The organism is Corynebacterium lemuris, from assembly GCF_024919295.1.
GTDB classification, from domain to species: Bacteria; Actinomycetota; Actinomycetes; order Mycobacteriales; family Mycobacteriaceae; genus Corynebacterium; species Corynebacterium lemuris.
This window is the reverse complement of the sequence record NZ_JANWTC010000002.1, coordinates 202,955-223,472: the sequence shown is the minus strand read 5'-3', so window position 1 is coordinate 223,472 and position 20,518 is coordinate 202,955. Positions and strand designations below refer to the sequence as shown.

Here is a 20,518-nt window from a genome sequence, read left to right as displayed (position 1 = left end):
ATGGCCCTCGCCAAGTCCAATAATTCCCGGGGTGATTCGGGGCAGCAGGTCATCCTCGACGGCCTGGGCTCCGACCCGTCGGTGCTGGAGACCAACATCGGCCCCGCCGGACGCCTGTTCATCTCCGCGCTGGAGAAGGCCGTCTCCGTGCAGGCCGCGGCCATCGCCGGCTATGTCGAGCACCTGCGCAAGCGGCGGCCGGAGGCCTCCCCGCGGGAGATCCAGGAGACCATCGACCAGCATTTCCTGCGCCTGACCACCAGCTCCGGCGCGGGTGCCGGAGCGGCCGCCACCATCCCGGGCATCGGTTTCTTCCTCGGGGCCGCGGCCATCGGCGCAGAATCCCTCGTCTTCCTCGACGCCGCCGCCTGGTACACCCTGGCCAGCGCACAACTGCGCGGCATCGACATCACCGATGAGAACCGGCGCAAGACACTCATCCTCGTGGCGCTGCTCGGGGCGAAGGGCTCCGCGGTCGTCGACACGTTCGTGGGCGATGTCGGCTCGACGAAGGGCGTGCCCACGATGACCACCGTGGCGCGTTTCACCGCCCCGAAGCTCACCGAGATGAACAACCGACTCATCCGCACGGCCCTGAAGTACATGACCCGGAAGTTCCGGCGCGCGTGGTTCGGCAAGATCCTGCCGCTGGGCATCGGCGCGATCGCCGGCACGGTGGCCAACCGGAGGTTGGCGAAGTCCGTCATCGCCAACGTGCGCGAATCCCTCGGGGTGGTCCCCGCCCGGTTCACCGACCCGGTGAAGTAGGTGGCGGGCCACTCCGGCGTCCGCGAACTGACCGCCGCGCTGCGGGAGCGCCGCGGCATCACCGCCGTCACCCTGCTCACCACCGTCGCGGCCGTCATCTTCGAGGTGCTCATCCCGCTGCTGACCGGTTCCGCGGTGGACGTGGCCACCGGGGCGGCGACAGAGTCCCCCGCCACCCGGGTGTTACCGCAGTTCGAGCCCCTGTACGCCATCATCGCGGTGCTCATCGGGGTGGCGGTGGCGCGCTACCTCACCCAGTTCCTGCGCCGGTACCTCGCGGGCCGGTTGTCCATCGACACCCAGCACACGCTGCGGGTGCGTATCCTCGACCGGCTCCAGCTTCTCGACGGCCCAGGCCAGGACCGCATCGTCACCGGCCAGGTGGTCTCCCGCTCAATCTCCGACCTCAACGCCACCCAGGGCATGATCGCCATGGGTCCCTGGGCCCTGGGCATGCTGGTGCAGCTGCTGATCACCATCGGCGTCATGCTGTGGGTCTCCCCGCTGCTCACCGTCATCGCCCTGGCCTTCATGCCCGTCATCGTCGGCGTGGCGGTGGCCTCCCGGCGTTCCATGTACGCCGCGACGTGGGTGGCGCAGCAGACCACCGCCGACCTGGCCACGCACGTCGAGCAGACCGTCACCGGGGTGCGGGTGGTCAAGGCCTTCGCCCAGGAGGAACGCGAGACCGACCACCTGGACGGCCTGGGCCGGACGCTCTACGCCGCGAAGATGCGGGCCGCGAAACTGCAGTCCCGCTTCCAGCCGCTGCTGCGCAACCTGCCCCAGGTCGCGCTGGTGATCAACATCCTGCTCGGTGGCTGGCTGGTGCTGCGCGGGGAGATCACCGTGGGCACCTTCTTCGCCTTCTCCGTCTACCTGACCTCGCTGACGCAGATCGTCGGGATGCTCTCCTCGATGATCGTCACCTTCCAGATGGGCCTGGCCTCCCTCGACCGGATCACCGAGATCCTGGACATGCGCCCGCAGGACCCGGACCCGGCAGACCCCGTCGACCTTCCCGGAGGACCCCTGGGTCTGAAGCTGGTGGGGGTGGAGTTCAACACCGACGGCCACCGGGTGCTCGACGGCACCACCCTGCACATCACCCCGGGTGAGACCCTCGCGCTCATCGGACCGGCCGGCTCCGGCAAGTCCATGGCCGTGCAGCTGGCGGGCGGCTTCTACCGCCCGGACGCCGGCACCCTCGCCCTGACCACCCCCGACGGCCGGGACATCAACTACCGCGACCTGCGGCGCGCCGACCTGCGCAGCGCCGTCACCTGTGTCTTCGATGAGGCCTTCCTCTACTCCACCACGATCCGCGGGAACATCGCCATGGGCTCCGGCGCCACCGACGAACAGGTCCGCCACGCCGCGGACCTGGCCCAGGCCACCGAGTTCATCGACCGCCTGCCCGCAGGCATGGACACCGTCGTCGGCGAACGCGGCCTGACCCTGTCCGGCGGCCAACGCCAGCGCATCGCCCTGGCCCGCGCACTGCTCGCCCGTCCCCGCGTGCTCATCCTCGACGACGCCACCTCCGCCATCGACGCCACCACCGAGGCCCGCATCCTCGCCGGTCTGCGCGCCGAACTGGCCGACGTCACCGTGCTGGCCATCGCCCACCGCCAGTCCACCCTCGACCTGGCCGAGCGCGTCGCCATCATCGACGCCGGCCGCATCACCGTCACCGGCACCCCGGAGACCCTGGCGGAGGACCCCCGCTTCACCGCCATCATGGACCCCTCCCCCGCCGCCCTGCCCGACCGCAGCACCCTGCCGGAACCGGAACGCGCACAGTTGTGGCCGGAGGACCTGCCGGCTGAGCGCACCGAGCACGTCGCCGACGTCTCCGGCGCCATCGGCGGGCGGGGTGGCGGGGGCGGGGGTGGTCCGGCCGCGATCACCGCGACGCCGGAACTGCTGGCGCGCGTCGACAAGCTCCCGCCGGCGGACGAGCAGCCACGCATCGACACCACCCGGCTGCGCTCCGACCGCAGCGGATTCCGGGTGCGCGACCTCTTCCGCGTGGTCCGCTTTCTCATCCTCGCCGTCATCGGCCTGCTGCTTATCGGAGTGGCCACCGACCTCGTCTTCCCCACCCTCATGCGCTGGGCCGTCGACGACGGCGTCGGCCAGCGCTCCCTGGACACCCTGTGGTGGATCGCCGGCGGCGGCCTGCTGGTTGTCGCGGTGAGCTGGGCCGCGGCCACCGCACTGGTGGTCCTCACCGCGCGCACCGGTGAACGTCTCCTCTACGGCCTGCGGCTGCGCAGCTACGCCCACCTGCAGCGGCTGTCCATGAGCTACTACGAGACGACCCAGTCCGGGCGCATCATGACGCGGATGACCACCGACATCGACACCCTCAGCTCCTTCCTGCAGACCGGCCTGGCCCAGTCCATCGTCTCCGTGGGCACCCTCGTCGGCATCATCGGGATGCTCGCCTGGACCGACGCCGGACTCTCCCTCGTCGCCGTCGCCGCCATCCCCCTCATCGTGGTGGTCACCCTCATCTTCCGGCGGATCTCCTCCCGCCTCTACACCCGCGCCCGCGAACAGGTCAGCACCGTCAACGCCGCCTTCCAGGAGAACATCAACGGACTACGCACCGCCCAGATGCACGGCCGCACAGACGGCGCGCTCGAGGAGTTCCGGGCGGAATCCGAACGCTACCGCCGCCTGCGCGTCAATTCCCAGCTGGCCGTCGCACTCTACTTCCCCGGCGTCAACGCCATCTCCCAGATCACCACCGCAATCGTCCTCGGCGTCGGCGCCACCCGCGTCGCCGACGGCCAGCTGACCGCCGGTGTACTCGTCGCCTTCGTCATGTACCTCGCCCAGCTCTACGGGCCCATCCAGCAGCTGGGCCAGATCTTCGACTCCTGGCAGCAGGCCGCCGTCGGATTCCGCCGCATCACCGACCTGCTCGCCCAACGACCCACCGTCGCCGACACCGGCCCGCAGGAGCGTGACGACGCCGCCACCGCAGCCCGCGGCACCCTCGCCCTGGAGAACGTCTCCTTCGCCTACAGCCCCGACAGCCAGCTGGTGGCCGCCGGGATGGACATGACCATCGCGCCGGGCAGCACCGTCGCCCTGGTCGGCCCCACCGGGGCGGGCAAATCAACCGTGGTGAAGCTGCTGGCCCGCTTCTACGACCCCGTCGAGGGACGCGTCACGGCGGCGGGCACCGACATCCGGGAGTTCCCACTCAGCGGGTGGCGGCGGGCGATCGCGCAGGTCCCGCAGGAGGCGCACCTGTTCATCGGCACCGTCGCCGAGAACATCGCCTACGGTGACCCCTCCGCGACCGAAGACGACATCGAGGAGGCGGTGCGGCGCATCGGTGCACTCGACATCATCGCCGGCATCCCGGGCGGCTTCCGGCACAGTGTGGGCGAGCGCGGCCGGGGTCTGTCCTCCGGTCAGCGCCAGCTCATCGCCCTGGCCCGCGCCGAACTGCTCCACCCTGATGTGATGCTGCTCGATGAGGCCACCGCGACCCTCGACCCGGCCACCGAGGCAGCCGTCCTGGACGCCTCGGACCGTATCACCCGGGGGCGCACCTCCGTGGTCGTGGCGCACCGTCTGGCGACCGCCGCGCGGGCCGACCGAATCCTCGTCATCGATGATGGACGTATCATCGAAGACGGATCCCACCCGGAACTGCTGGACCGGCAGGGTGTGTACTCCGCCCTGTGGCGGGCACACTCCTGACGGGGGTGGAGGAAACGCCCCCAGCGGTGATGGGTGCAGAGTGGCGACACGCTACCCTGTAGTGGACGATTATTGTCAGCTAGACGACTGCACCAAGGAAGCAACGAAATGAGGCGAGCATCTGCCGTGAGCAGCGCAAGTACTTTCGGCCCGAATGAGTGGCTGGTAGACGAGATGTTCCAGCAGTTCCAGAAGGACCCCCAGTCCGTGGACAAGGAATGGCGGGAGCTGTTCGAGAAGAACGGCGCCCCGGTGTCCGCTGCAGCTACACCCCAGGCAGAGCAGGTTAAGGCCAAGGCTCCGACGAAGGCAAACGCTGAGCCCGTCTCCGTCCCCTCTGCGGGCCCCATCGGATCTGATAAGCCGCAGAAGCGGGAGACCGCGGTGACGGAGGAGGCGAAGAAGGCGGCCCCGGCACCGAAGGGCCGGAAGAAGCCGGTCTCCCCCATCGACCGTGCCGCAGCCACCCCGAAGCCGGAGGCCGGTGCCAAGCCGCTGCGCGGCATGTTCAAGGCCATCGCCAAGAACATGGATGAGTCGCTCGAGGTCCCCACCGCGACCTCCGTGCGCGACATGCCGGTCAAGCTGATGTTCGAGAACCGTGCCATGGTCAACGACCACCTGGCCCGCACCCGTGGCGGCAAGATCTCCTTCACCCACATCATCGGCTACGCCATGGCCAAGGCAATCAAGGCCCACCCGGACATGAACGTCTCCTACGACGTCATCGACGGCAAGCCCTCCGTGGTCACCCCGGACCACATCAACATCGGTCTGGCCATCGACCTCCCGCAGAAGGACGGCTCCCGCGCACTCGTGGTCGCCGCCATCAAGAAGACCGAATCCATGGCCTTCGACGAGTTCGTCGAGGCCTACGAGGACATCGTCGCCCGCTCGCGCATCGGCAAGCTGACCCTCGACGACTACCAGGGCGTCACCGTCTCGTTGACCAACCCGGGCGGCATCGGCACCCGCCACTCCGTCCCGCGCCTGACCAAGGGCCAGGGCACCATCATCGGTGTCGGTTCCATGGACTACCCGGCCGAGTTCGCCGGCGCCTCCGAGGACCGCCTCGCCGAGCTGGGCGTGGGCAAGCTCGTCACCATCACCTCCACCTACGACCACCGCGTCATCCAGGGTGCAGAGTCCGGAGAGTTCCTGCGCACCATGTCGCAGCTGCTCACCGACGACAAGTTCTGGGACCACATCTTCGACCGGATGAACGTCCCCTACGCCCCGATGCGCTGGGCGCAGGACCTGCCGAACCGCGGCCTCGACAAGAACACCCGCGTCATGCAGCTGATCGAGGCCTACCGCTCCCGCGGCCACCTCATCGCCGACACCAACCCGCTGCAGTGGCACCAGCCGGGTATGCCCGTCCCGGACCACCGTGACCTCGACATCGAGACCCACGGCCTGACCATCTGGGACCTCGACCGCATCTTCCACGTCGGTGGTTTCGGCGGCAAGGAGACCATGACCCTGCGCGAGGTGCTCTCCCGCCTGCGCGCCGCCTACACCCTCAAGGTCGGCACAGAGTACACCCACATCCTCGACCGCGATGAGCGCGAGTGGCTGCAGGACCGCCTCGAGGCGGGCATGCCCAAGCCCACCAACGCCGAGCAGAAGTACATCCTGCAGAAGCTCAACGCCGCCGAGGCCTTCGAGAACTTCCTGCAGACCAAGTACGTCGGCCAGAAGCGGTTCTCCCTGGAGGGTGCCGAGGCACTCATCCCGCTCATGGACGCCGCCATCGACACGGCCGCCGGCCAGGGCCTCGACGAGGTCGTCATCGGCATGCCGCACCGTGGCCGCCTCAACGTCCTGTTCAACATCGTGGGCAAGCCGCTGGCGACGATCTTCAACGAGTTCGAGGGCAACATGACCCAGGGCCAGATCGGTGGCTCCGGTGACGTGAAGTACCACCTCGGCTCCGAGGGCCGCCACATCCAGATGTTCGGCGACGGGGAGATCAAGGTCTCCCTGACCGCCAACCCCTCCCACCTCGAGGCCGTCGACCCGGTCGTGGTGGGCATCGCCCGCGCCAAGCAGGACATCCTGGACAAGGGCGACGACGGCTACACCGTCGTCCCGATGATGCTCCACGGCGACGCCTCTTTCGCGGGCCTGGGCATCGTCCAGGAGACCATCAACATCGCCGGCCTGCGCGGCTACACCGTGGGCGGCACCATCCACATCGTGGTGAACAACCAGATCGGCTTCACCACCACCCCGGACTCCTCACGCTCCACCCACTACGCCACCGACCTGGCCAAGGGCTTCGACACCCCGGTCTTCCACGTCAACGGTGACGACCCGGAGGCTGTGGTGTGGGTCGGCCAGCTGGCCACCGAGTACCGCCGCCGCTTCGGCAAGGACGTCTTCATCGACCTCATCTGCTACCGCCGCCGCGGCCACAACGAGGCCGACGACCCGTCGATGACCCAGCCGCAGATGTACGAGATCATCACCGACCGCAAGTCCGTCCGTGCCCGCTACACCGACGACCTCGTCGGCCGTGGCGACCTCTCCGCCGAGGACGCGGAGAAGGCGGCACGTGACTTCCACGACCAGATGGAGTCCGTCTTCAACGAGGTCAAGGAATCCGAGAAGGGCGGCCCGCAGGAGCAGACCGGCATCACCTCCTCCCAGGAGCTGACCCGTGGTCTGGACACCTCCATCACCCGCGAGGAGCTGCTGGAGATCGGCCAGGCCTACTCCACCCCGCCGGAGGACTTCGAGTTCCACCCGCGTGTGGCACCGGTGGCCAAGCGCCGCGCCGCCTCCGTCCGCGAGGGTGGCATCGACTGGGGTTGGGGCGAGCTCATCGCCTTCTCCTCCCTGGCCAACACCGGCAGGCTCGTCCGCCTCGCCGGCGAGGACTCCCGCCGCGGTACCTTCACCCAGCGTCACGCCGTCCCGATCGACCCGCGCACCGGTGAGGAGTACAACCCGCTGCACGCCCTGGCCCAGTCCAAGGGTGAAGGCAAGTTCATGGTGTACAACTCTGCGCTGACCGAATTCGCCGGCATGGGCTTCGAATACGGCTACACCGTGGGCAACCAGGACGCCGTCGTCGCATGGGAGGCACAGTTCGGTGACTTCGCCAACGGTGCGCAGACCATCATCGACGAGTACGTCTCCTCCGGTGAGGCCAAGTGGGGCGAGACCTCCGGCCTGATCCTCCTCCTGCCGCACGGCTACGAGGGCCAGGGACCGGACCACTCCTCCGCCCGCATCGAACGCTTCCTGCAGCTGTGCGCCGAGGGTTCCATGACCGTGGCCCAGCCGACCACCCCGGCGAACCACTTCCACCTGCTGCGCCGCCACGCGCTGGGCACCATGAAGCGCCCGCTGGTCGTCTTCACCCCGAAGTCGATGCTGCGTCTCAAGGATGCCGCCTCCGCAGTGGAGGACTTCACCGACATCACCAGCTTCCAGTCGGTCTACAACGACCCGCGTCTGGTTGATCTGGAGGGCAACAAGGTCGGTGACACCGACAAGGTGACCACCATCATGCTCTGCTCCGGCAAGATCTACTACGAGCTGGAGAAGCGCCGCGCCAAGGACAACCGCGATGACATCGCGATCGTCCGTGTGGAGATGCTGCACCCGATCCCGTTCAACCGTCTGCGTGACGCGTTCGAGCACTTCCCGAACGCCACCGAGATCCGTTTCGTCCAGGACGAGCCCGCCAACCAGGGCCCGTGGCCGTTCTACAACGAGCACCTGCGCAACCTGATCCCGGACATGCCGGAGATGCGCCGCATCTCCCGCCGCGCGCAGTCCTCGACCGCGACCGGTGTGGCCAAGGTCCACCAGCTGGAGCAGGCCCAGCTGCTCGACGAGGCATTCGACTAACCGCTGCCCTGTCTGAGAACACCGCCCCCGCCCGGTTCACACCGGACGGGGGCGGTCCCCTTTCTGCGGGAGGTGCTCAGCCGAGCCAGGCGGCGACTGCGCGGGAGGCGGAGGACTCCTCGGCCGCCGACTCAATGAGGGTGGCGATGTCCTCGGTCGTGAGCAGCCTGGTGACAGCGGTCAGTTCCACGAGCTCCGTCCGGTCGAACAGCTCCCGCTTGTACACAGGCACCACCGACCGCGGCAGGTCCGGCGCCTGTTTCTCCCGTGCCTCCTCCGCGCAGGCCTGCGCGGAGGAGGGGTCCGGGGAGGTGATGTTGCCGGGCAGGGCACCGATGAACTCGCGGTAGGCCTCGTCGAAGGGGTCCTCGACCTCATCGGCGGCGATCTCCCCCGCCAGTTCCTCCGCCCGGACCGGGTCAAGGGTGTGGAGGAAGACCCCGGTGCAGCCGATGATCATGTCCGCCTCCCCCGAGCGCAACCGGTCCAGCCGGTTGGTGGCGTGGGGAGTTTCGACGATGCTCAGATTCGTCGAACGGCCCAGCTCCCGGAGCGTCTGGGCGTAGACCTCACCGAGGATCAGCTGTTCCGGCGAGTTGGCGGACACCGAGATCTCCACGGCTTTGGTGTGGTTCGGATTGGGGTCACGCCCCGGCTCCGCGGCGGTACACGCACTCAGGGACAGCAGTCCCACGAGGCCGAGTGCGGGCAGTGCTGCGCGGGTGAGGAGGCGGTTCATGACTGGAAAGTTTACCCGCCGGAACCCGCCTGCCGCGTCAACCCGGAACGGGCGATGATGTCTCGTGCCTCGGTGGCCCGGGCCGGGTCCGCCAGCACGTCGTAGCGGCCGGCGACGATCTGGGTCCGGGAGGTGAAGTCGCGGCGGCCCGCCGACATCGCGTAGGGCACCGCGGCACTGACGATGCCGAATACCACACCGATGGCGATGCCCAGCAGCAGAGGAGTGAGGAATCCGCCGCCGAGCAGACCGAACAGCAGCCCGAAGAACAGGCCGATCCACGCACCGGACAGCGCACCACCGCCGATGACCCGCCCCCAGGTCAGCCGACCCGTGACGCGTTCCACCTCCATCAGGTCCACCCCCACGATGGTGAGGTCCTGCACCGGGAACTGCATGTCCGAGAGCTTATCGACGGCCGCCTGCGCATCCTCGTAGGATCCGAAGCTGCCGATCGGCCAGCCCGTCGGGCGGGGACGTAAAGGAGCACTCATACCCGTTCAACGTTCCGGAGGGGTGTTTGGTTCCGGTCTACACTTGTGCCCATGAGTGCTGTCTCCCGTGTGTACGCAGGTCGCATGGTCGGTCTGCAGGTCCGGGGTCCGGATCTGGACCCGATCGGGCGTGTCCGCGACGTCGTGGTCAACATCCGCCCCCACGGCCGGCAGTCGCGTGCCCTGGGGGTCGTCATCGAACTGGTCAACCGCCGCCGTATCTTCGTGCCCATGCTGCGCATCGCCGCGATCGAACCGGGTGACATCACCCTGGCGACGGGTTCGGTGTCCATGCGCGCCTTCCAGGTCCGCTCCGGTGAGCTGACCGTCATGGGGGACCTGGTGGGTTCGAAGGTGCACACCGATGCCCCGGAGCACCCGCAGCTGCACGGCCGGGCCGTCGAGATCGCCGATGTCGAACTCGAGCGCTCCCGCACCCGTGACTGGGTGATCACCCGCGCCGCGGTCTTCGGTTCCCGGCCGAAATTCGGCCGCTCCCCGAAACTGATCCCGGTCCCCTGGTCCCATATCCACGGCGTGACCGCTGCCGGCGTGGGACAGTCCGACACCATCGCCGAGACCATCGCCGCCTTCGACCGGATGCGCCCGGCGGACGTGGCCAACTACCTCCACGAACTGCCGACCAGCCAGCGGCACCGCCTGGCCAACGAACTCGACGACGAACGCCTCGCCGACATCCTCCAGGAACTGCCCGAGGACCACCAGGCCGAGCTGCTGGAGACCCTCGACATTGAACGCGCCGCGGACGTCCTCGAGGAGATGGACCCGGACGACGCCGCCGACATCCTCCAGGAACTGCCCGGCAATAAGGCGGAGGTGCTGCTCGAGCTCATGGATCCGGAGGAATCCGCCCCGGTGCGCCGGCTCATGAGTTTCTCCCCCGACACCGTCGGCGCCCTGATGACCCCGGAGCCGTTGGTGCTCACCCCCCAGACCACCGTCGCCGAGGCCCTCGCCCTGGCCCGCGACCCCGATCTGCCGACCTCTCTGGCCTCCCTGATCTTCATCGTCCGCCCACCGACCGCGACGCCGACCGGCAAATACCTCGGCTGCGTCCATCTGCAGAAACTGCTGCGTGAACCACCCTCGACGCTGGTCGGGGGCATCCTCGACCCGGATCTGCCGCCGCTCTACGCCGATGACGACCAGGAGACCGCCGCCCGCTACTTCGCCACCTACAACCTCGTGTGTGGACCTGTCCTCGACGAGGACCACCACCTCCTCGGGGCGGTGGCCGTCGACGACCTCCTCGATCACCTCCTGCCCGAGGATTGGCGTTCGGAGGGCGTACGCCCGGCGGGGCGCAGGGGCGTGGAGAAGCAGGTGGACCGTGGCTGAATACAGACGCGTTGACCTGGACACCCCCGTCGGTGGCCGGCGCAGGCTCCCGCGTTTCGACGACGACGCCGTGGGCGCCGGCGCCGAGAAAGTCGCCCGTTTCTTCGGCACCGGCCAGTACCTGGTGTGGCAGACCATCATCGTCATCGTGTGGATCGCGCTCAACGCCGGCGGCTGGTTCATCTGGAAATGGGACCCCTACCCTTTCATCCTGCTCAACCTCGCCTTCTCCACCCAGGCCGCTTACGCCGCACCCCTGATCCTGCTGGCGCAGAACCGGCAGGAGGACCGTGACAAGGTCACCGTCAGCGCCGACCGGCGGCGCGCCGAACAGACCAAGGCCGACACCGAATTCCTCGCCCGGGAACTCGCCGGGGTGCGCCTGGCCGTCGGTGAGATGGTCTCCCGCGACTATCTGCGCCACGAGCTCGACGACCTGCGCGGGCTGCTGGAGCGGCTGGAGGCCAAACTTGACGACGTCTCCGCCGATGTCAGCGATTCCGCGGGGGACCTCTCCGAGCCGATCCAGGGTGACCTGGCCGAAGACCCTGATCGTTGACATGCCTACTACGATGGGTGTGCCATGTCTGTTATCACCGAATCCGCTGTTCGCAGCGCGCTGTCCCGCGTAGAGGATCCTGAAATCGGCAAGCCCCTCACCGAGCTGGGGATGGTCAAGTCAATCAACGTCTCCGGCCCGGACGTCGCGGTCGAGATCTACCTCACCATCGCCGGCTGCCCGATGAAATCCACCATCACCGGCAACGCGCAGGCCGCCCTGGAGGAACTCGACGGCGTGGGTGCCGTCACCGTCACCACTGACGTCATGAGCGATGAGCAGCGCCGCGAACTGCGCGTATCCCTGCGCGGCGGTGCCGAGGAACCCACCATCCCCTTCGCCGAGCCCGATTCCACCACCCGCGTCTACGCGGTGGCCTCCGGCAAGGGCGGCGTGGGCAAATCCTCCATGACCGTGAACCTCGCCGTCGCACTAGCCGCCCGGGGCTTCAAGGTCGGCGTCCTCGACGCCGACATCTACGGCCACTCCGTGCCCGGTCTCCTCGGCTCCGAGCAGCGCCCCACCGCCGTCGACGACATGATCATGCCGCCGATCGCCCACGGTGTGAAGCTCATCTCCATCGGCCACTTCGTCGACGGCAACGCCCCCGTCGTCTGGCGTGGGCCCATGCTCCACCGCGCGATCCAGCAGTTCCTCGCCGACGTCTTCTGGGGCGACCTGGACTTCCTGTTCATGGACCTGCCGCCCGGAACCGGCGACGTGGCCATCTCCGTGGCCCAGCTGGTGCCCAATGCCGAGCTGCTCATCGTGACCACCCCGCAGGCCGCGGCCGCCGAGGTCGCGGAGCGGGCCGGCTCCATCACACAGCAGACCCGCCAGCGCGTCGCCGGCGTCATCGAGAACATGGCCGCCATGGTGCTTCCCGACGGCTCCACCCTCGACGTCTTCGGGGCCGGCGGCGGCGAGCACGTCGCTGAACGTCTCTCCGTCCTCACCGGCGGGGAGGTCCCCCTCCTCGGCCAGATCCCCCTGGACCCGCAGCTGCGCGTCCACGGTGATGACGGCAACCCCATCGCCGTCTCAGAGCCGGACTCCCCCGCCGGGGTGGCCATCGCCGCGATCGCCGAGCAGCTGATGACCCGCCGGGACTCCCTCGCCGGGAAGTCTCTCGGCCTGGGTGTGAGCCGGAAGTAGTCCGCTCCCTCAGGTGATGTCCGCCCAGGAGAAACCGCCCCCGGTCCCGTAATCGCCCTTCCCGCCCTCCTGACCACCCCGGTCGGGCTGGCCTGGATACTGCGGGCCGGAAGTGCGTGCCTGCCGCGCCTGCTGCTGGGAAGGCTGCGGTTGCGGGGTCCGCGGATCCTCCTCCATCATCTTCTTCGGGTCGAAGTCGTCGAGGGCGGAATCGTCGCCGTCGAAGAGCGCCTTCGTGATGGCGCCCCGCGGCCCCAGGCGCGTGTACTCGGCAACCTGTTCCATCGGTTTACGGAACTGCTCGAATTCCTCGCCGAGCTCACCGTTGAGCTCCTTTTTGGCATTGTTGATCGCGCGACGTGCCGCGAAGATCGCGGCGCGCACATCCTCGATCAGACCGGGCAGACGCTCCGGCCCTACAACGATGAGTGCCACGATCACCAGCGTGAAGATCTCCAGCCAACCGATACTCTGAAACACATATCCACCTTAGCCCCACCGCACGGTGGGGACCGGCCTAGAGTCCCTGGTTGCGCCTGACCGCCCGCAGCATCATCTCCACCTTGTCCAGCAGGCACTCCGGACCGGGGGTGGGGGTGGACTCCGCATCGGGCCCCGCCTTCACGGGGCCGCTGGCGATGCCCGTCAACCTGGCGAGCAGGTCATGGGGTGCGCGGACGTCCGCCCCGATATTGGAACCGCGCAGCCACTCCGAGGCACCCCGCTGCCTCTCGATCTCATTACGGCACTCCCCGCAGTGCACGAGGTGCACGCGGGCGCGGTGCGTCGCGGGGTCCGTGAGTTCTCCGTCCACGAAAGCTGCGACGGCCTCCGGACTCAGATGCTCGACAGAGGCGAACTCCCGGCGCCCACGCGGTCGGCGCGGAAAGCGCGACAGGTTGGGACGGATCATCGATACCACTGGCCTCCTCACATTCTTCTCCCGCCAGAATACTCGCGAAAGGCTCAGCGGGTCCGCAGCAGCAGCTGGGCGCCCTCATCTTTCTGGGCGGCGGCCTCCAGGCTGGACCGCAGCTGGGTCCGGCCGCGGTGGATGCGGGAGCGGACGGTACCCATCTTCACGCCGAGGGTGGCGGCGATCTCGTCGTAGGACATGCCCACCACATCACACAGCACCACGGCCACCCGGAAATCAGGGCTGAGGCTGTCCAGTGCGGCCTGGAGGGCGGGATCGAGGTTGGCCACGTTATAGGCCTGCTCCGGCGTCATGTCGGTGCCGGGGAGACGGTCGTAGTCCTCCGGCAGGGCCTCCATGCGGATCTTGCTGCGGTGGCGGACCATGTCCAGGAAGAGGTTGGTGGTGATGCGGTGGAGCCACCCCTCGAAGGTGCCGGGCTGATAGTGCTTGAGGGAACGGAACACGCGCATGAAGGTCTCCTGGGTGAGATCATCGGCGTCGTGCGGGTTACCCGAGAGGCGGAAGGCGAGGCGGTAGACACTGTCGGCGTGTTCCGCCACCAGCTCTCCCCAGCCGGGCATCTCCCCCTGTCCGGCATCGAACGCGGCAGTACCGGTGAGGTCGTCGGCCTGGTTCTGGTCGTCGTATCCTGTGGTGCGCGTCATGGTATCCATCGTGCTACATCGGGCTGCGGAACACTACACAATGAACTGGCAACCTTCTGTGAAGACCCCCGGAAGGGCCCCACTGGCCACATCCGTCACAAACTCGCGGGTCCGGGGAAAACAGTCCCGCGGCAACCTAGACTGGTCAATTGTGACTGACACGGCTTATTACGCATTGCGCTCCTACATCGAATCAACCTCGGAGAATCCCGACGCCCTCGCCGCGGCCCGACGCGACGCCGAGGAGTTCGGGCTCTCCGTCCCCGACGAGATGACCGGACAGCTCCTGGCCACCCTCGCGGCTTCCGCCGGATCCGAGAAGTCCACCGGAGCCGTCGCCGTAACCCCCGCCGCCGGGGTCGTCGGCCTGTACGTCCTCCGTGGCCTGGGCCCCCGCGCGACAATGACGTGCATTGACCCCGAGGTCGAGCATCAGACCCAGGCCCGCGCCGTCTTCCGCGAGGCCGGCTACGCCCCCTCCCGGGTCCGTTTCCTCCCCTCGCGCCCCCTCGACGTGATGAGTCGCCTGGCGGCCGGCTCCTACCATCTGGTCTACGCCGAGGTCCCGCCGGTCGAACTCCCCGCCGTCCTTGAGGCCGCCTGGCCGCTGCTCACCTCCGGCGGCACGCTGGTCCTGGCGGACTCGCTTCTCGACGGCACCCTCTCCGACGACTCCCGCCGCGACCGCGCCACCACGGCCGCCCGGGAAACCGATGAGCTTGCCCATAACCTGGAGGGCGCCCTAGTCACCCGTCTGGCACTGGGCTCCGGGCTGACGCTGATCACCCGGCTGGGGTAGGGCGGGCGTCGGGAAGCGGGCCGGGGGCGTTCACTCAGCTGACGCCCCCGGCCCGCCGGTTCCTGCTAGACGACCTCGTTCTTGCCCACCACGACGACACCGCCGGAGGAGATCTTGAAGCGGGCCTCGTCGCGGCCGCGGTCGACGCCGACGATCTCGCCTTCGCGGACGTAGACGTTCTTGTCCAGGATCGCGTGGCGCACGACGGCCCCCCGGCCGATGCGCACGCCCGGCAGCAGCACAGAACCCTCGACAGTTGCGCCCTCGGCGACATGGACGTCACCGGCCAGCACCGAGTTTCGGACCGTGCCGCCGGAGATGATCGAACCCGGGGCCACCATCGAGGACTGGGCGATGCCGCCCTGGGTGAACTTCGCGGGCGGGAAGTTCTGGTCGTCGGTGGAGTGGATCGGCCACATGCGGTTGTACAGGTTGAACACCGGGTGGACGGAGATCAGGTCCATGTGAGCCTCGTAGTAGGCGTCGATGGTGCCGACGTCACGCCAGTAACCCTGGTCACGCTCCGTGGCACCCGGTACCTCGTTGCGCGAGAAATCGTAGACGTGGGCGTCACCGCGGTTGACGAAGTACGGGATGATGTCGCCGCCCATGTCATGGTCGGAGTCCTCGTTCTTCTCGTCCTCCAGCAGCGCCTGGATCAGGGCGTCCGTGGTGAACACGTAGTTGCCCATGGAGGCGAAGGTGACGTCCGGGTCATCCGGGGTGCCGGGCGGATCGGCCGGCTTCTCCAGGAACTCGGTGATGTTGCCCTCGTCGTCGGCTTCGATGACACCGAAGGCGGTGGCGTCAGCCCGCGGGACACGGATGCCCGCGACCGAACAGGACTTGCCGGAGGCGATGTGGTCCTCGACCATCTGCGAGGGGTCCATGCGGTAGACGTGGTCCGCACCGAAGACGATGACGTAGTCCGGCTTCTCGTCATAGATCAGGTTCAGGGACTGGACGATGGCGTCCGCGGAACCGGTGAACCAGCGCTTGCCGCGGCGCTGCTGGGCAGGCACCGAGGCGATGTACTGGCTGACCGGACCGTGCAACGCCCAGGCCTGGGAGATGTGGCGGTCCAGCGAGTGCGACTTGTACTGGGTCAACACCGCGATCTTGTGGTAGCCCGCGTTGACCAGGTTCGACAGAACGAAGTCGATGAGACGGTAGCTACCCCCGAACGGCACCGCGGGCTTGGCGCGGTCCTCGGTGAGCGGGAACAGTCGTTTACCCTCGCCGCCGGCGAGAACAATGGATAGAACATTCGGCTGAGTCTTCACGAATCCCAATCTAGGTGCTCGTGGGGGTTTTCGCCGGGGAAGGTGATATTCATTTCCCCGGTGGCCCCCGGGTGGGGTGACCTTGCATTACCCGCGGATCACCCGCTACCCCCGACACCCCCTGCAGCCGGGGAGCTGCGTGGCTACCCTTGACTGTCATGAGAGTCGGAATGTTGACCAGAGAATATCCCCCGGAGGTCTACGGCGGTGCCGGAGTCCACGTCACGGAGCTGACCCGGTTCATGCGTGAGATCACGGAGGTGGACGTCCACTGCATGGGGGCACCCCGCGACATGGCGGGTGTGTACGTCCACGGGGTTGACCCGGCACTCGAGGACGCCAACCCGGCGATCAGGACGCTGTCCACCGGACTGCGTATGGCCGAGGCTGCAGCAGACGTCGACGTCGTCCACTCCCACACCTGGTACGCAGGCCTCGGCGGCCACCTCGCCGCCCGCCTGCACGGCATCCCGCACGTGGCCACCGCCCATTCCCTGGAGCCGCACCGCCCCTGGAAGCGCGAGCAGCTCGCCGGCGGCTACGAGGTCTCCTCCTGGTCGGAGAAGAACGCCATGGAGTACGCCGACGCCGTCATCGCCGTCTCCGCCCGGATGAAGGACTCCATCCTCGACGCCTACCCGCGCATCGAACCCGACCGAGTCCACGTCGTGCTCAACGGCATCGACACCCAGTTGTGGCAGCCGCGCCCCACCTTCGGGCAGGCCGAGGAATCCGTCCTCACCGAACTGGGCGTGGACCCGGACCGCCCCATCGTCGCCTTCGTCGGCCGCATCACCCGCCAGAAGGGCGTGGAGCACCTGGTCAAGGCCGCCGCCCACTTCGATGAAGGTGTACAGCTGGTGCTGTGCGCCGGAGCGCCGGACACCCCGGAGATCGCCGCCCGCACCACCGCACTGGTCGAGGATCTGCAGTCCCGCCGCGACGGCATCTTCTGGGTCCAGAACATGCTCGACCGCGACCGGATCCAGGAGATCCTCACCGCCGCGGATACCTTCGTCTGCCCCTCAATCTACGAACCGCTGGGCATCGTCAACCTCGAGGCCATGGCCTGCGGCACCGCGGTCGTCGCCTCCGACGTCGGCGGTATCCCCGAGGTCGTCGTCGACGGCGAGACCGGTACCCTCGTCCACTACGATGAGAACGACCCGGAGACCTTCGAACGCGACATCGCCGCCCAGGTCAACGCCATGGTCTCTGATCCCGCACGCGCCAAGGCCTTCGGCGAGGCCGGCCGCCAGCGTGCCGTCGACGCCTTCTCCTGGGCCACCATCGCCCAGCAGACCGTCGACATCTACCAGTCGCTGCGCTAGGAGGACATCAATCCCGTGAGCCCCAGTCACCACCGCCCTGAACTGCACGTCACGCCGGAATCCGGCGTCCTGGACGCCCCCGCCGGGGTGCTCCTCGACGGGGAGACCTGGCACCTGTTCCACCAGTACCGCCCCACCCCCGCATCCCCCGCCCGTTGGGCCCACGTCATCTCCGAGGACGGACCCTTCGACTGGGAGATCTGCGACGACGCCCTCGTGCCCGTCGGCGGGGAGACCGCCCTGCGTGCGGGTGCGGTGGTGGCCAACGGGGAGGGGATGGACCTCTACTTCACCTCCGTCACCGCCGCCGGCACCTCCATCCAGGTCGCACACCTGGCGGGGCTCGGTGAAGGCTGCCCCGTCGCCGACGACGAATTCGCGATGGACGAGCGCGTCCAGCGGATCGGCGACGTGGTCAGCGACATCGACGGCCACAGCCGCTTCCGTTCCCCGTGTGTCGTCCCCGACTGGGAGACCGCCGACGACCGGCACCTGGGACATGCCGGCTGGCTCATGCTCGCCGTGACCGGCCACGGGGACTCCCCCACCCCGGTCGTGCTCACCAGCCCGGACGGGCGTTCCTGGGATTTCACCGGAGCGCTGGAATTCGAGGGGGCCCCGGGTTTCGACGCCGCCACCATCATCGTCGGCCCCCGCATTCTGCGGCTGCGTGACGAGGTCGACGGCAACATCTACGACATCCTGCTGGTGACCCTGGAATCCGGGGGGATCGACATCGCCGGCTACCTCGTGGGCACACTGCGGGAGGCGACCTTCACAGTGCGGACCCCCTTCACCCGTCTCGACCACGGCCACGACTTCACCCGGCCACGCAACACCAACGTCACCCCGGGCACAGTGCCCGAGGAGAACCGTTACCAGCAGTCGGTCATCTTCGGCCTGCTCAACGGCGTGGGCCGCAGGGATGATCCGAACCGCCACCCCTCCCTGGCCGCGGAGAACTGGGCCAACACCCTGTCCCTGCCGCGGGTGGTCACCCTGCAGGGTGGACTGCTCTTCCAGACCCCGCCGGCCGGCCTGCCCGACGCGATCAGCCGCACCGACGGCGCCCGCTCGTGGACCGGGCTGTGCGAGATCCCCGTGGGCAGCAGCCTGACGGCCACGCTTCTCGACGCCGCCGGCAACCCTGCCGCCGTGGTCACCCACGCCGGTGACCGGCTCAGCCTGGACCGGTCGATGAACGCCCGGCACGCCGGGGACCCGGTGGCCGGCACCGGCCTGGCCGAGGTGGACACCGATTCGTTGTCCATCTTCGTCGACGGCTCCACCGTGGAGGTCTTCGCCGACGGCGGTGCCGTCACCATGGCCAGCCGCGTCTACTTCGAGGGCGGCTGCTCAGCCATCCGCGTCGAGACCGACGGGGAGGCTGTCCTGGAACGTTACTGGGAGCGCGGGCCCGTCTCCTCCGGGGACCTGCCGCACTACGATAACTAGGTTTCTACGCCCGGCTCATACGCAGCAGGTGGGCCCGGGCGGTGACGGTCATCGTCTCCGGCAGCTCCGCGATGCGCGCGGCCAGCTCAGCCGATTCGATATGGCGCGCGGAGGGGCTCATCCCGATCTGCGCGGCGATGGCCTCCCGGTCCAGCTCCATCGGGAACTCAATGAGGACGGGTTCAGTGACCGGGCGGAGATGCCCTCCGGCCTGATCGATGAGCCGGTCGATTTTACCCTCCTCCACGTCCAGGATGCCCAGCGGACCGCGCAGCTCAGCGAGGTGGCCGCGGTCGGCGGTGAGGAAGATCGCCTGCCCGCCGGGGGTGAGCACGCGGGCGAACTCAGCAGCGTTGCGCGGGGCGAAGACGACGGTGATCACGTCGATCGAGGAGTCCCGTACCGGCAGCCGCTCCCACACGTCAGCGACGACCGCACCCACCCGGTGGTGGCACTTGGCCAGCTGGCGGGCGGCGTGGACGGAGATGTCCAGCCCCAGTCCCCGGGAGCCCTCGACCGAATCGAGGGCATGGGAAAGGTAGTAACCGGTGCCGGCGCCGATCTCCGCGATGACGGGGCGGGCGGTGTCGGGGACGGCGGCGTCGTCAAGCGCATCGTGCACGCCTGCCGCGACCGCCTCCACGAAGGGTGCAAAATGCCCGCGGGACAGGAATGTCTCGCGGGCACGCACCATTTCCATGCTGTCACCCTGATGGCGCAGACCCGCGCCTGCGGCGAGGGTCACGTACCCCTGACGGGCCACATCAAAGGAGTGGCCCGACTCGGAGACCAGTCGGGTGTAGTCGTCCACGCCGGACAGCGGAGTGCCGTCGGCGGGATCAGCGAGCACGTCGATGATGTCGGAGAGCATGCAGTTGAGCATACCCTCACAGATGGTGGGCCTATTCAGCCGCGGCGGTGAGCAGAGCGCCGAGCTCGGCGGCCTCCTCCTTGCTCATCTCCACAACCAGGCGACCTCCCCCGTCAGACGGGATGCGCATCACGATCTTCCGGTTTTCCTCAACCGCTTCCATGGGACCGTTACCGGTACGCGGCTTCATAGCTGCCATATTGAGTTGGCTCCTTCTTCTCGGATGGTTTACCCTGACCAGTTTAGTCAATTTTCGGTGAAGAGAGCCGGGTGATCGTTTTCTCCGCCTCCGCCAGGCGCCGGTGGAGCTGGTCGAGGACATCATCAACCTGCTCCGGACGGTAGCCGCGGTGGACGATCTCGAACTGCACCGAGTTGAGGTCACCGGCAGCCACAGCCTGCTCATTCCTGTCCCGCGTGTTGTCCGCGTCCAGGGGCGGCAGCACCTCACCCCGGCCGAAGACCGCACCCCAGAACCAGATGCCCACCGCGATGAGCGCCAGCAGGACAATAATCAGCAGCAGCCAGGAGAACATG

General features: G+C 68.1%; 18 protein-coding genes. 9 read left to right on the top strand and 9 right to left on the bottom strand.

Features of this window, described 5'->3' with window-relative positions; translation table 11 throughout:
* The 3 genes from NYP18_RS04460 (at position 1) to NYP18_RS04450 (ending at position 8,352) form a co-directional block, all read left to right on the top strand.
* Positions 1 to 768, top strand: a complete 768-nt coding sequence (locus NYP18_RS04460) for a hypothetical protein (protein WP_259426974.1) — start codon at positions 1 to 3, stop codon at positions 766 to 768.
* Positions 769 to 4,491 carry an ABC transporter ATP-binding protein gene (locus NYP18_RS04455; protein ID WP_259426973.1) on the top strand — a complete coding sequence of 1,241 codons (3,723 nt, stop codon included), beginning with the start codon at positions 769 to 771 and terminating at the stop codon, positions 4,489 to 4,491.
* A gap of 126 nt (positions 4,492 to 4,617) precedes the next feature.
* A complete protein-coding gene (locus tag NYP18_RS04450; protein WP_259427129.1) occupies positions 4,618 to 8,352 on the top strand; it encodes a multifunctional oxoglutarate decarboxylase/oxoglutarate dehydrogenase thiamine pyrophosphate-binding subunit/dihydrolipoyllysine-residue succinyltransferase subunit in 3,735 nt (1,244 codons plus the stop codon).
* A 76-nt stretch (positions 8,353 to 8,428) separates the two neighbouring features.
* Here the strand turns inward: NYP18_RS04450 and NYP18_RS04445 are convergent, their stop codons facing one another.
* Both NYP18_RS04445 and NYP18_RS04440 read right to left on the bottom strand, forming a co-directional pair.
* Complete coding sequence (locus tag NYP18_RS04445; protein ID WP_259426972.1) at positions 8,429 to 9,091, bottom strand: type 2 periplasmic-binding domain-containing protein; 663 nt, start codon at positions 9,089 to 9,091, stop codon at positions 8,429 to 8,431.
* A gap of 11 nt (positions 9,092 to 9,102) precedes the next feature.
* On the bottom strand, positions 9,103 to 9,585 hold the full coding sequence (locus NYP18_RS04440) for a YflT domain-containing protein (RefSeq protein ID WP_259426971.1): 483 nt from the start codon (positions 9,583 to 9,585) through the stop codon (positions 9,103 to 9,105).
* A 51-nt stretch (positions 9,586 to 9,636) separates the two neighbouring features.
* On the opposite strand from NYP18_RS04440, the gene NYP18_RS04435 reads away from it, so the two are divergent.
* The 3 genes from NYP18_RS04435 to NYP18_RS04425 are packed head-to-tail and all read left to right on the top strand — an operon-like array spanning position 9,637 to position 12,658.
* Positions 9,637 to 10,944, top strand: coding sequence for a magnesium transporter MgtE N-terminal domain-containing protein (locus tag NYP18_RS04435; protein WP_259426970.1), 1,308 nt, complete (start codon positions 9,637 to 9,639; stop codon positions 10,942 to 10,944).
* Complete coding sequence (locus NYP18_RS04430; RefSeq protein ID WP_259426969.1) at positions 10,937 to 11,503, top strand: DUF1003 domain-containing protein; 567 nt, start codon at positions 10,937 to 10,939, stop codon at positions 11,501 to 11,503. Before NYP18_RS04435 ends, NYP18_RS04430 begins: the two co-directional genes overlap by 8 nt.
* Positions 11,504 to 11,527: 24 nt before the next feature.
* A complete protein-coding gene (locus NYP18_RS04425; protein WP_259426968.1) occupies positions 11,528 to 12,658 on the top strand; it encodes an Mrp/NBP35 family ATP-binding protein in 1,131 nt (376 codons plus the stop codon).
* 9 nt (positions 12,659 to 12,667) lie between these two features.
* Here the strand turns inward: NYP18_RS04425 and tatB are convergent, their stop codons facing one another.
* The 3 genes from tatB to sigE are packed head-to-tail and all read right to left on the bottom strand — an operon-like array spanning position 12,668 to position 14,251.
* Positions 12,668 to 13,138 carry a Sec-independent protein translocase protein TatB gene (gene tatB, locus NYP18_RS04420; RefSeq protein WP_259426967.1) on the bottom strand — a complete coding sequence of 157 codons (471 nt, stop codon included), beginning with the start codon at positions 13,136 to 13,138 and terminating at the stop codon, positions 12,668 to 12,670.
* Positions 13,139 to 13,175: 37 nt separating this feature from the next.
* Positions 13,176 to 13,571, bottom strand: a complete 396-nt coding sequence (locus tag NYP18_RS04415) for an anti-sigma factor family protein (RefSeq protein WP_259426966.1) — start codon at positions 13,569 to 13,571, stop codon at positions 13,176 to 13,178.
* A gap of 53 nt (positions 13,572 to 13,624) precedes the next feature.
* Complete coding sequence (gene sigE / locus NYP18_RS04410) at positions 13,625 to 14,251, bottom strand: RNA polymerase sigma factor SigE (protein ID WP_259426965.1); 627 nt, start codon at positions 14,249 to 14,251, stop codon at positions 13,625 to 13,627.
* Between the two features lie 142 nt (positions 14,252 to 14,393).
* On the opposite strand from sigE, the gene NYP18_RS04405 reads away from it, so the two are divergent.
* Positions 14,394 to 15,041, top strand: a complete 648-nt coding sequence (locus NYP18_RS04405; protein ID WP_259426964.1) for an O-methyltransferase — start codon at positions 14,394 to 14,396, stop codon at positions 15,039 to 15,041.
* Positions 15,042 to 15,106: 65 nt separating this feature from the next.
* On the opposite strand, the gene glgC is transcribed toward NYP18_RS04405, so the two are convergent.
* On the bottom strand, positions 15,107 to 16,324 hold the full coding sequence (gene glgC, locus NYP18_RS04400; RefSeq protein ID WP_259426963.1) for a glucose-1-phosphate adenylyltransferase: 1,218 nt from the start codon (positions 16,322 to 16,324) through the stop codon (positions 15,107 to 15,109).
* Positions 16,325 to 16,482: 158 nt separating this feature from the next.
* Between glgC and glgA the strand changes: the two genes are divergently transcribed.
* Complete coding sequence (gene glgA, locus NYP18_RS04395) at positions 16,483 to 17,655, top strand: glycogen synthase (RefSeq protein ID WP_259426962.1); 1,173 nt, start codon at positions 16,483 to 16,485, stop codon at positions 17,653 to 17,655.
* A 15-nt stretch (positions 17,656 to 17,670) separates the two neighbouring features.
* The gene (locus tag NYP18_RS04390) at positions 17,671 to 19,110 is read left to right on the top strand and encodes a GH32 C-terminal domain-containing protein (RefSeq protein ID WP_259426961.1); all 1,440 of its coding nucleotides are present in this window, start codon (positions 17,671 to 17,673) and stop codon (positions 19,108 to 19,110) included.
* A 4-nt stretch (positions 19,111 to 19,114) separates the two neighbouring features.
* On the opposite strand, the gene NYP18_RS04385 is transcribed toward NYP18_RS04390, so the two are convergent.
* The 3 genes from NYP18_RS04385 to NYP18_RS04375 are packed head-to-tail and all read right to left on the bottom strand — an operon-like array spanning position 19,115 to position 20,517.
* A complete protein-coding gene (locus NYP18_RS04385; protein ID WP_259426960.1) occupies positions 19,115 to 19,981 on the bottom strand; it encodes a methyltransferase domain-containing protein in 867 nt (288 codons plus the stop codon).
* A 31-nt stretch (positions 19,982 to 20,012) separates the two neighbouring features.
* Positions 20,013 to 20,180: a DUF3117 domain-containing protein gene (locus NYP18_RS04380; RefSeq protein ID WP_126119573.1), complete on the bottom strand. Its 168-nt coding sequence runs from the start codon at positions 20,178 to 20,180 to the stop codon at positions 20,013 to 20,015.
* Between the two features lie 43 nt (positions 20,181 to 20,223).
* Positions 20,224 to 20,517, bottom strand: coding sequence for a DivIVA domain-containing protein (locus tag NYP18_RS04375; protein WP_126119574.1), 294 nt, complete (start codon positions 20,515 to 20,517; stop codon positions 20,224 to 20,226).
* Between the last annotated feature and the right edge of the window lies 1 nt (position 20,518).

Excerpts from the sequence above, each read along its gene's own strand:
- NYP18_RS04460 (WP_259426974.1), top strand. The coding sequence starts at position 1 with ATGGCCCTCGCCAAGTCCAATAATTCCCGGGGTGATTCGGGGCAGCAG.
- NYP18_RS04445 (WP_259426972.1), bottom strand. The coding sequence starts at position 9,091 with ATGAACCGCCTCCTCACCCGCGCAGCACTGCCCGCACTCGGCCTCGTG.
- NYP18_RS04440 (WP_259426971.1), bottom strand. The coding sequence starts at position 9,585 with ATGAGTGCTCCTTTACGTCCCCGCCCGACGGGCTGGCCGATCGGCAGC.
- NYP18_RS04435 (WP_259426970.1), top strand. The coding sequence starts at position 9,637 with ATGAGTGCTGTCTCCCGTGTGTACGCAGGTCGCATGGTCGGTCTGCAG.
- NYP18_RS04425 (WP_259426968.1), top strand. The coding sequence starts at position 11,528 with ATGTCTGTTATCACCGAATCCGCTGTTCGCAGCGCGCTGTCCCGCGTA.
- NYP18_RS04415 (WP_259426966.1), bottom strand. The coding sequence starts at position 13,571 with ATGATCCGTCCCAACCTGTCGCGCTTTCCGCGCCGACCGCGTGGGCGC.
- sigE (WP_259426965.1), bottom strand. The coding sequence starts at position 14,251 with ATGGATACCATGACGCGCACCACAGGATACGACGACCAGAACCAGGCC.
- glgA (WP_259426962.1), top strand. The coding sequence starts at position 16,483 with ATGAGAGTCGGAATGTTGACCAGAGAATATCCCCCGGAGGTCTACGGC.
- NYP18_RS04385 (WP_259426960.1), bottom strand. The coding sequence starts at position 19,981 with ATGCTCTCCGACATCATCGACGTGCTCGCTGATCCCGCCGACGGCACT.
- NYP18_RS04380 (WP_126119573.1), bottom strand. The coding sequence starts at position 20,180 with ATGGCAGCTATGAAGCCGCGTACCGGTAACGGTCCCATGGAAGCGGTT.
- NYP18_RS04375 (WP_126119574.1), bottom strand. The coding sequence starts at position 20,517 with ATGTTCTCCTGGCTGCTGCTGATTATTGTCCTGCTGGCGCTCATCGCG.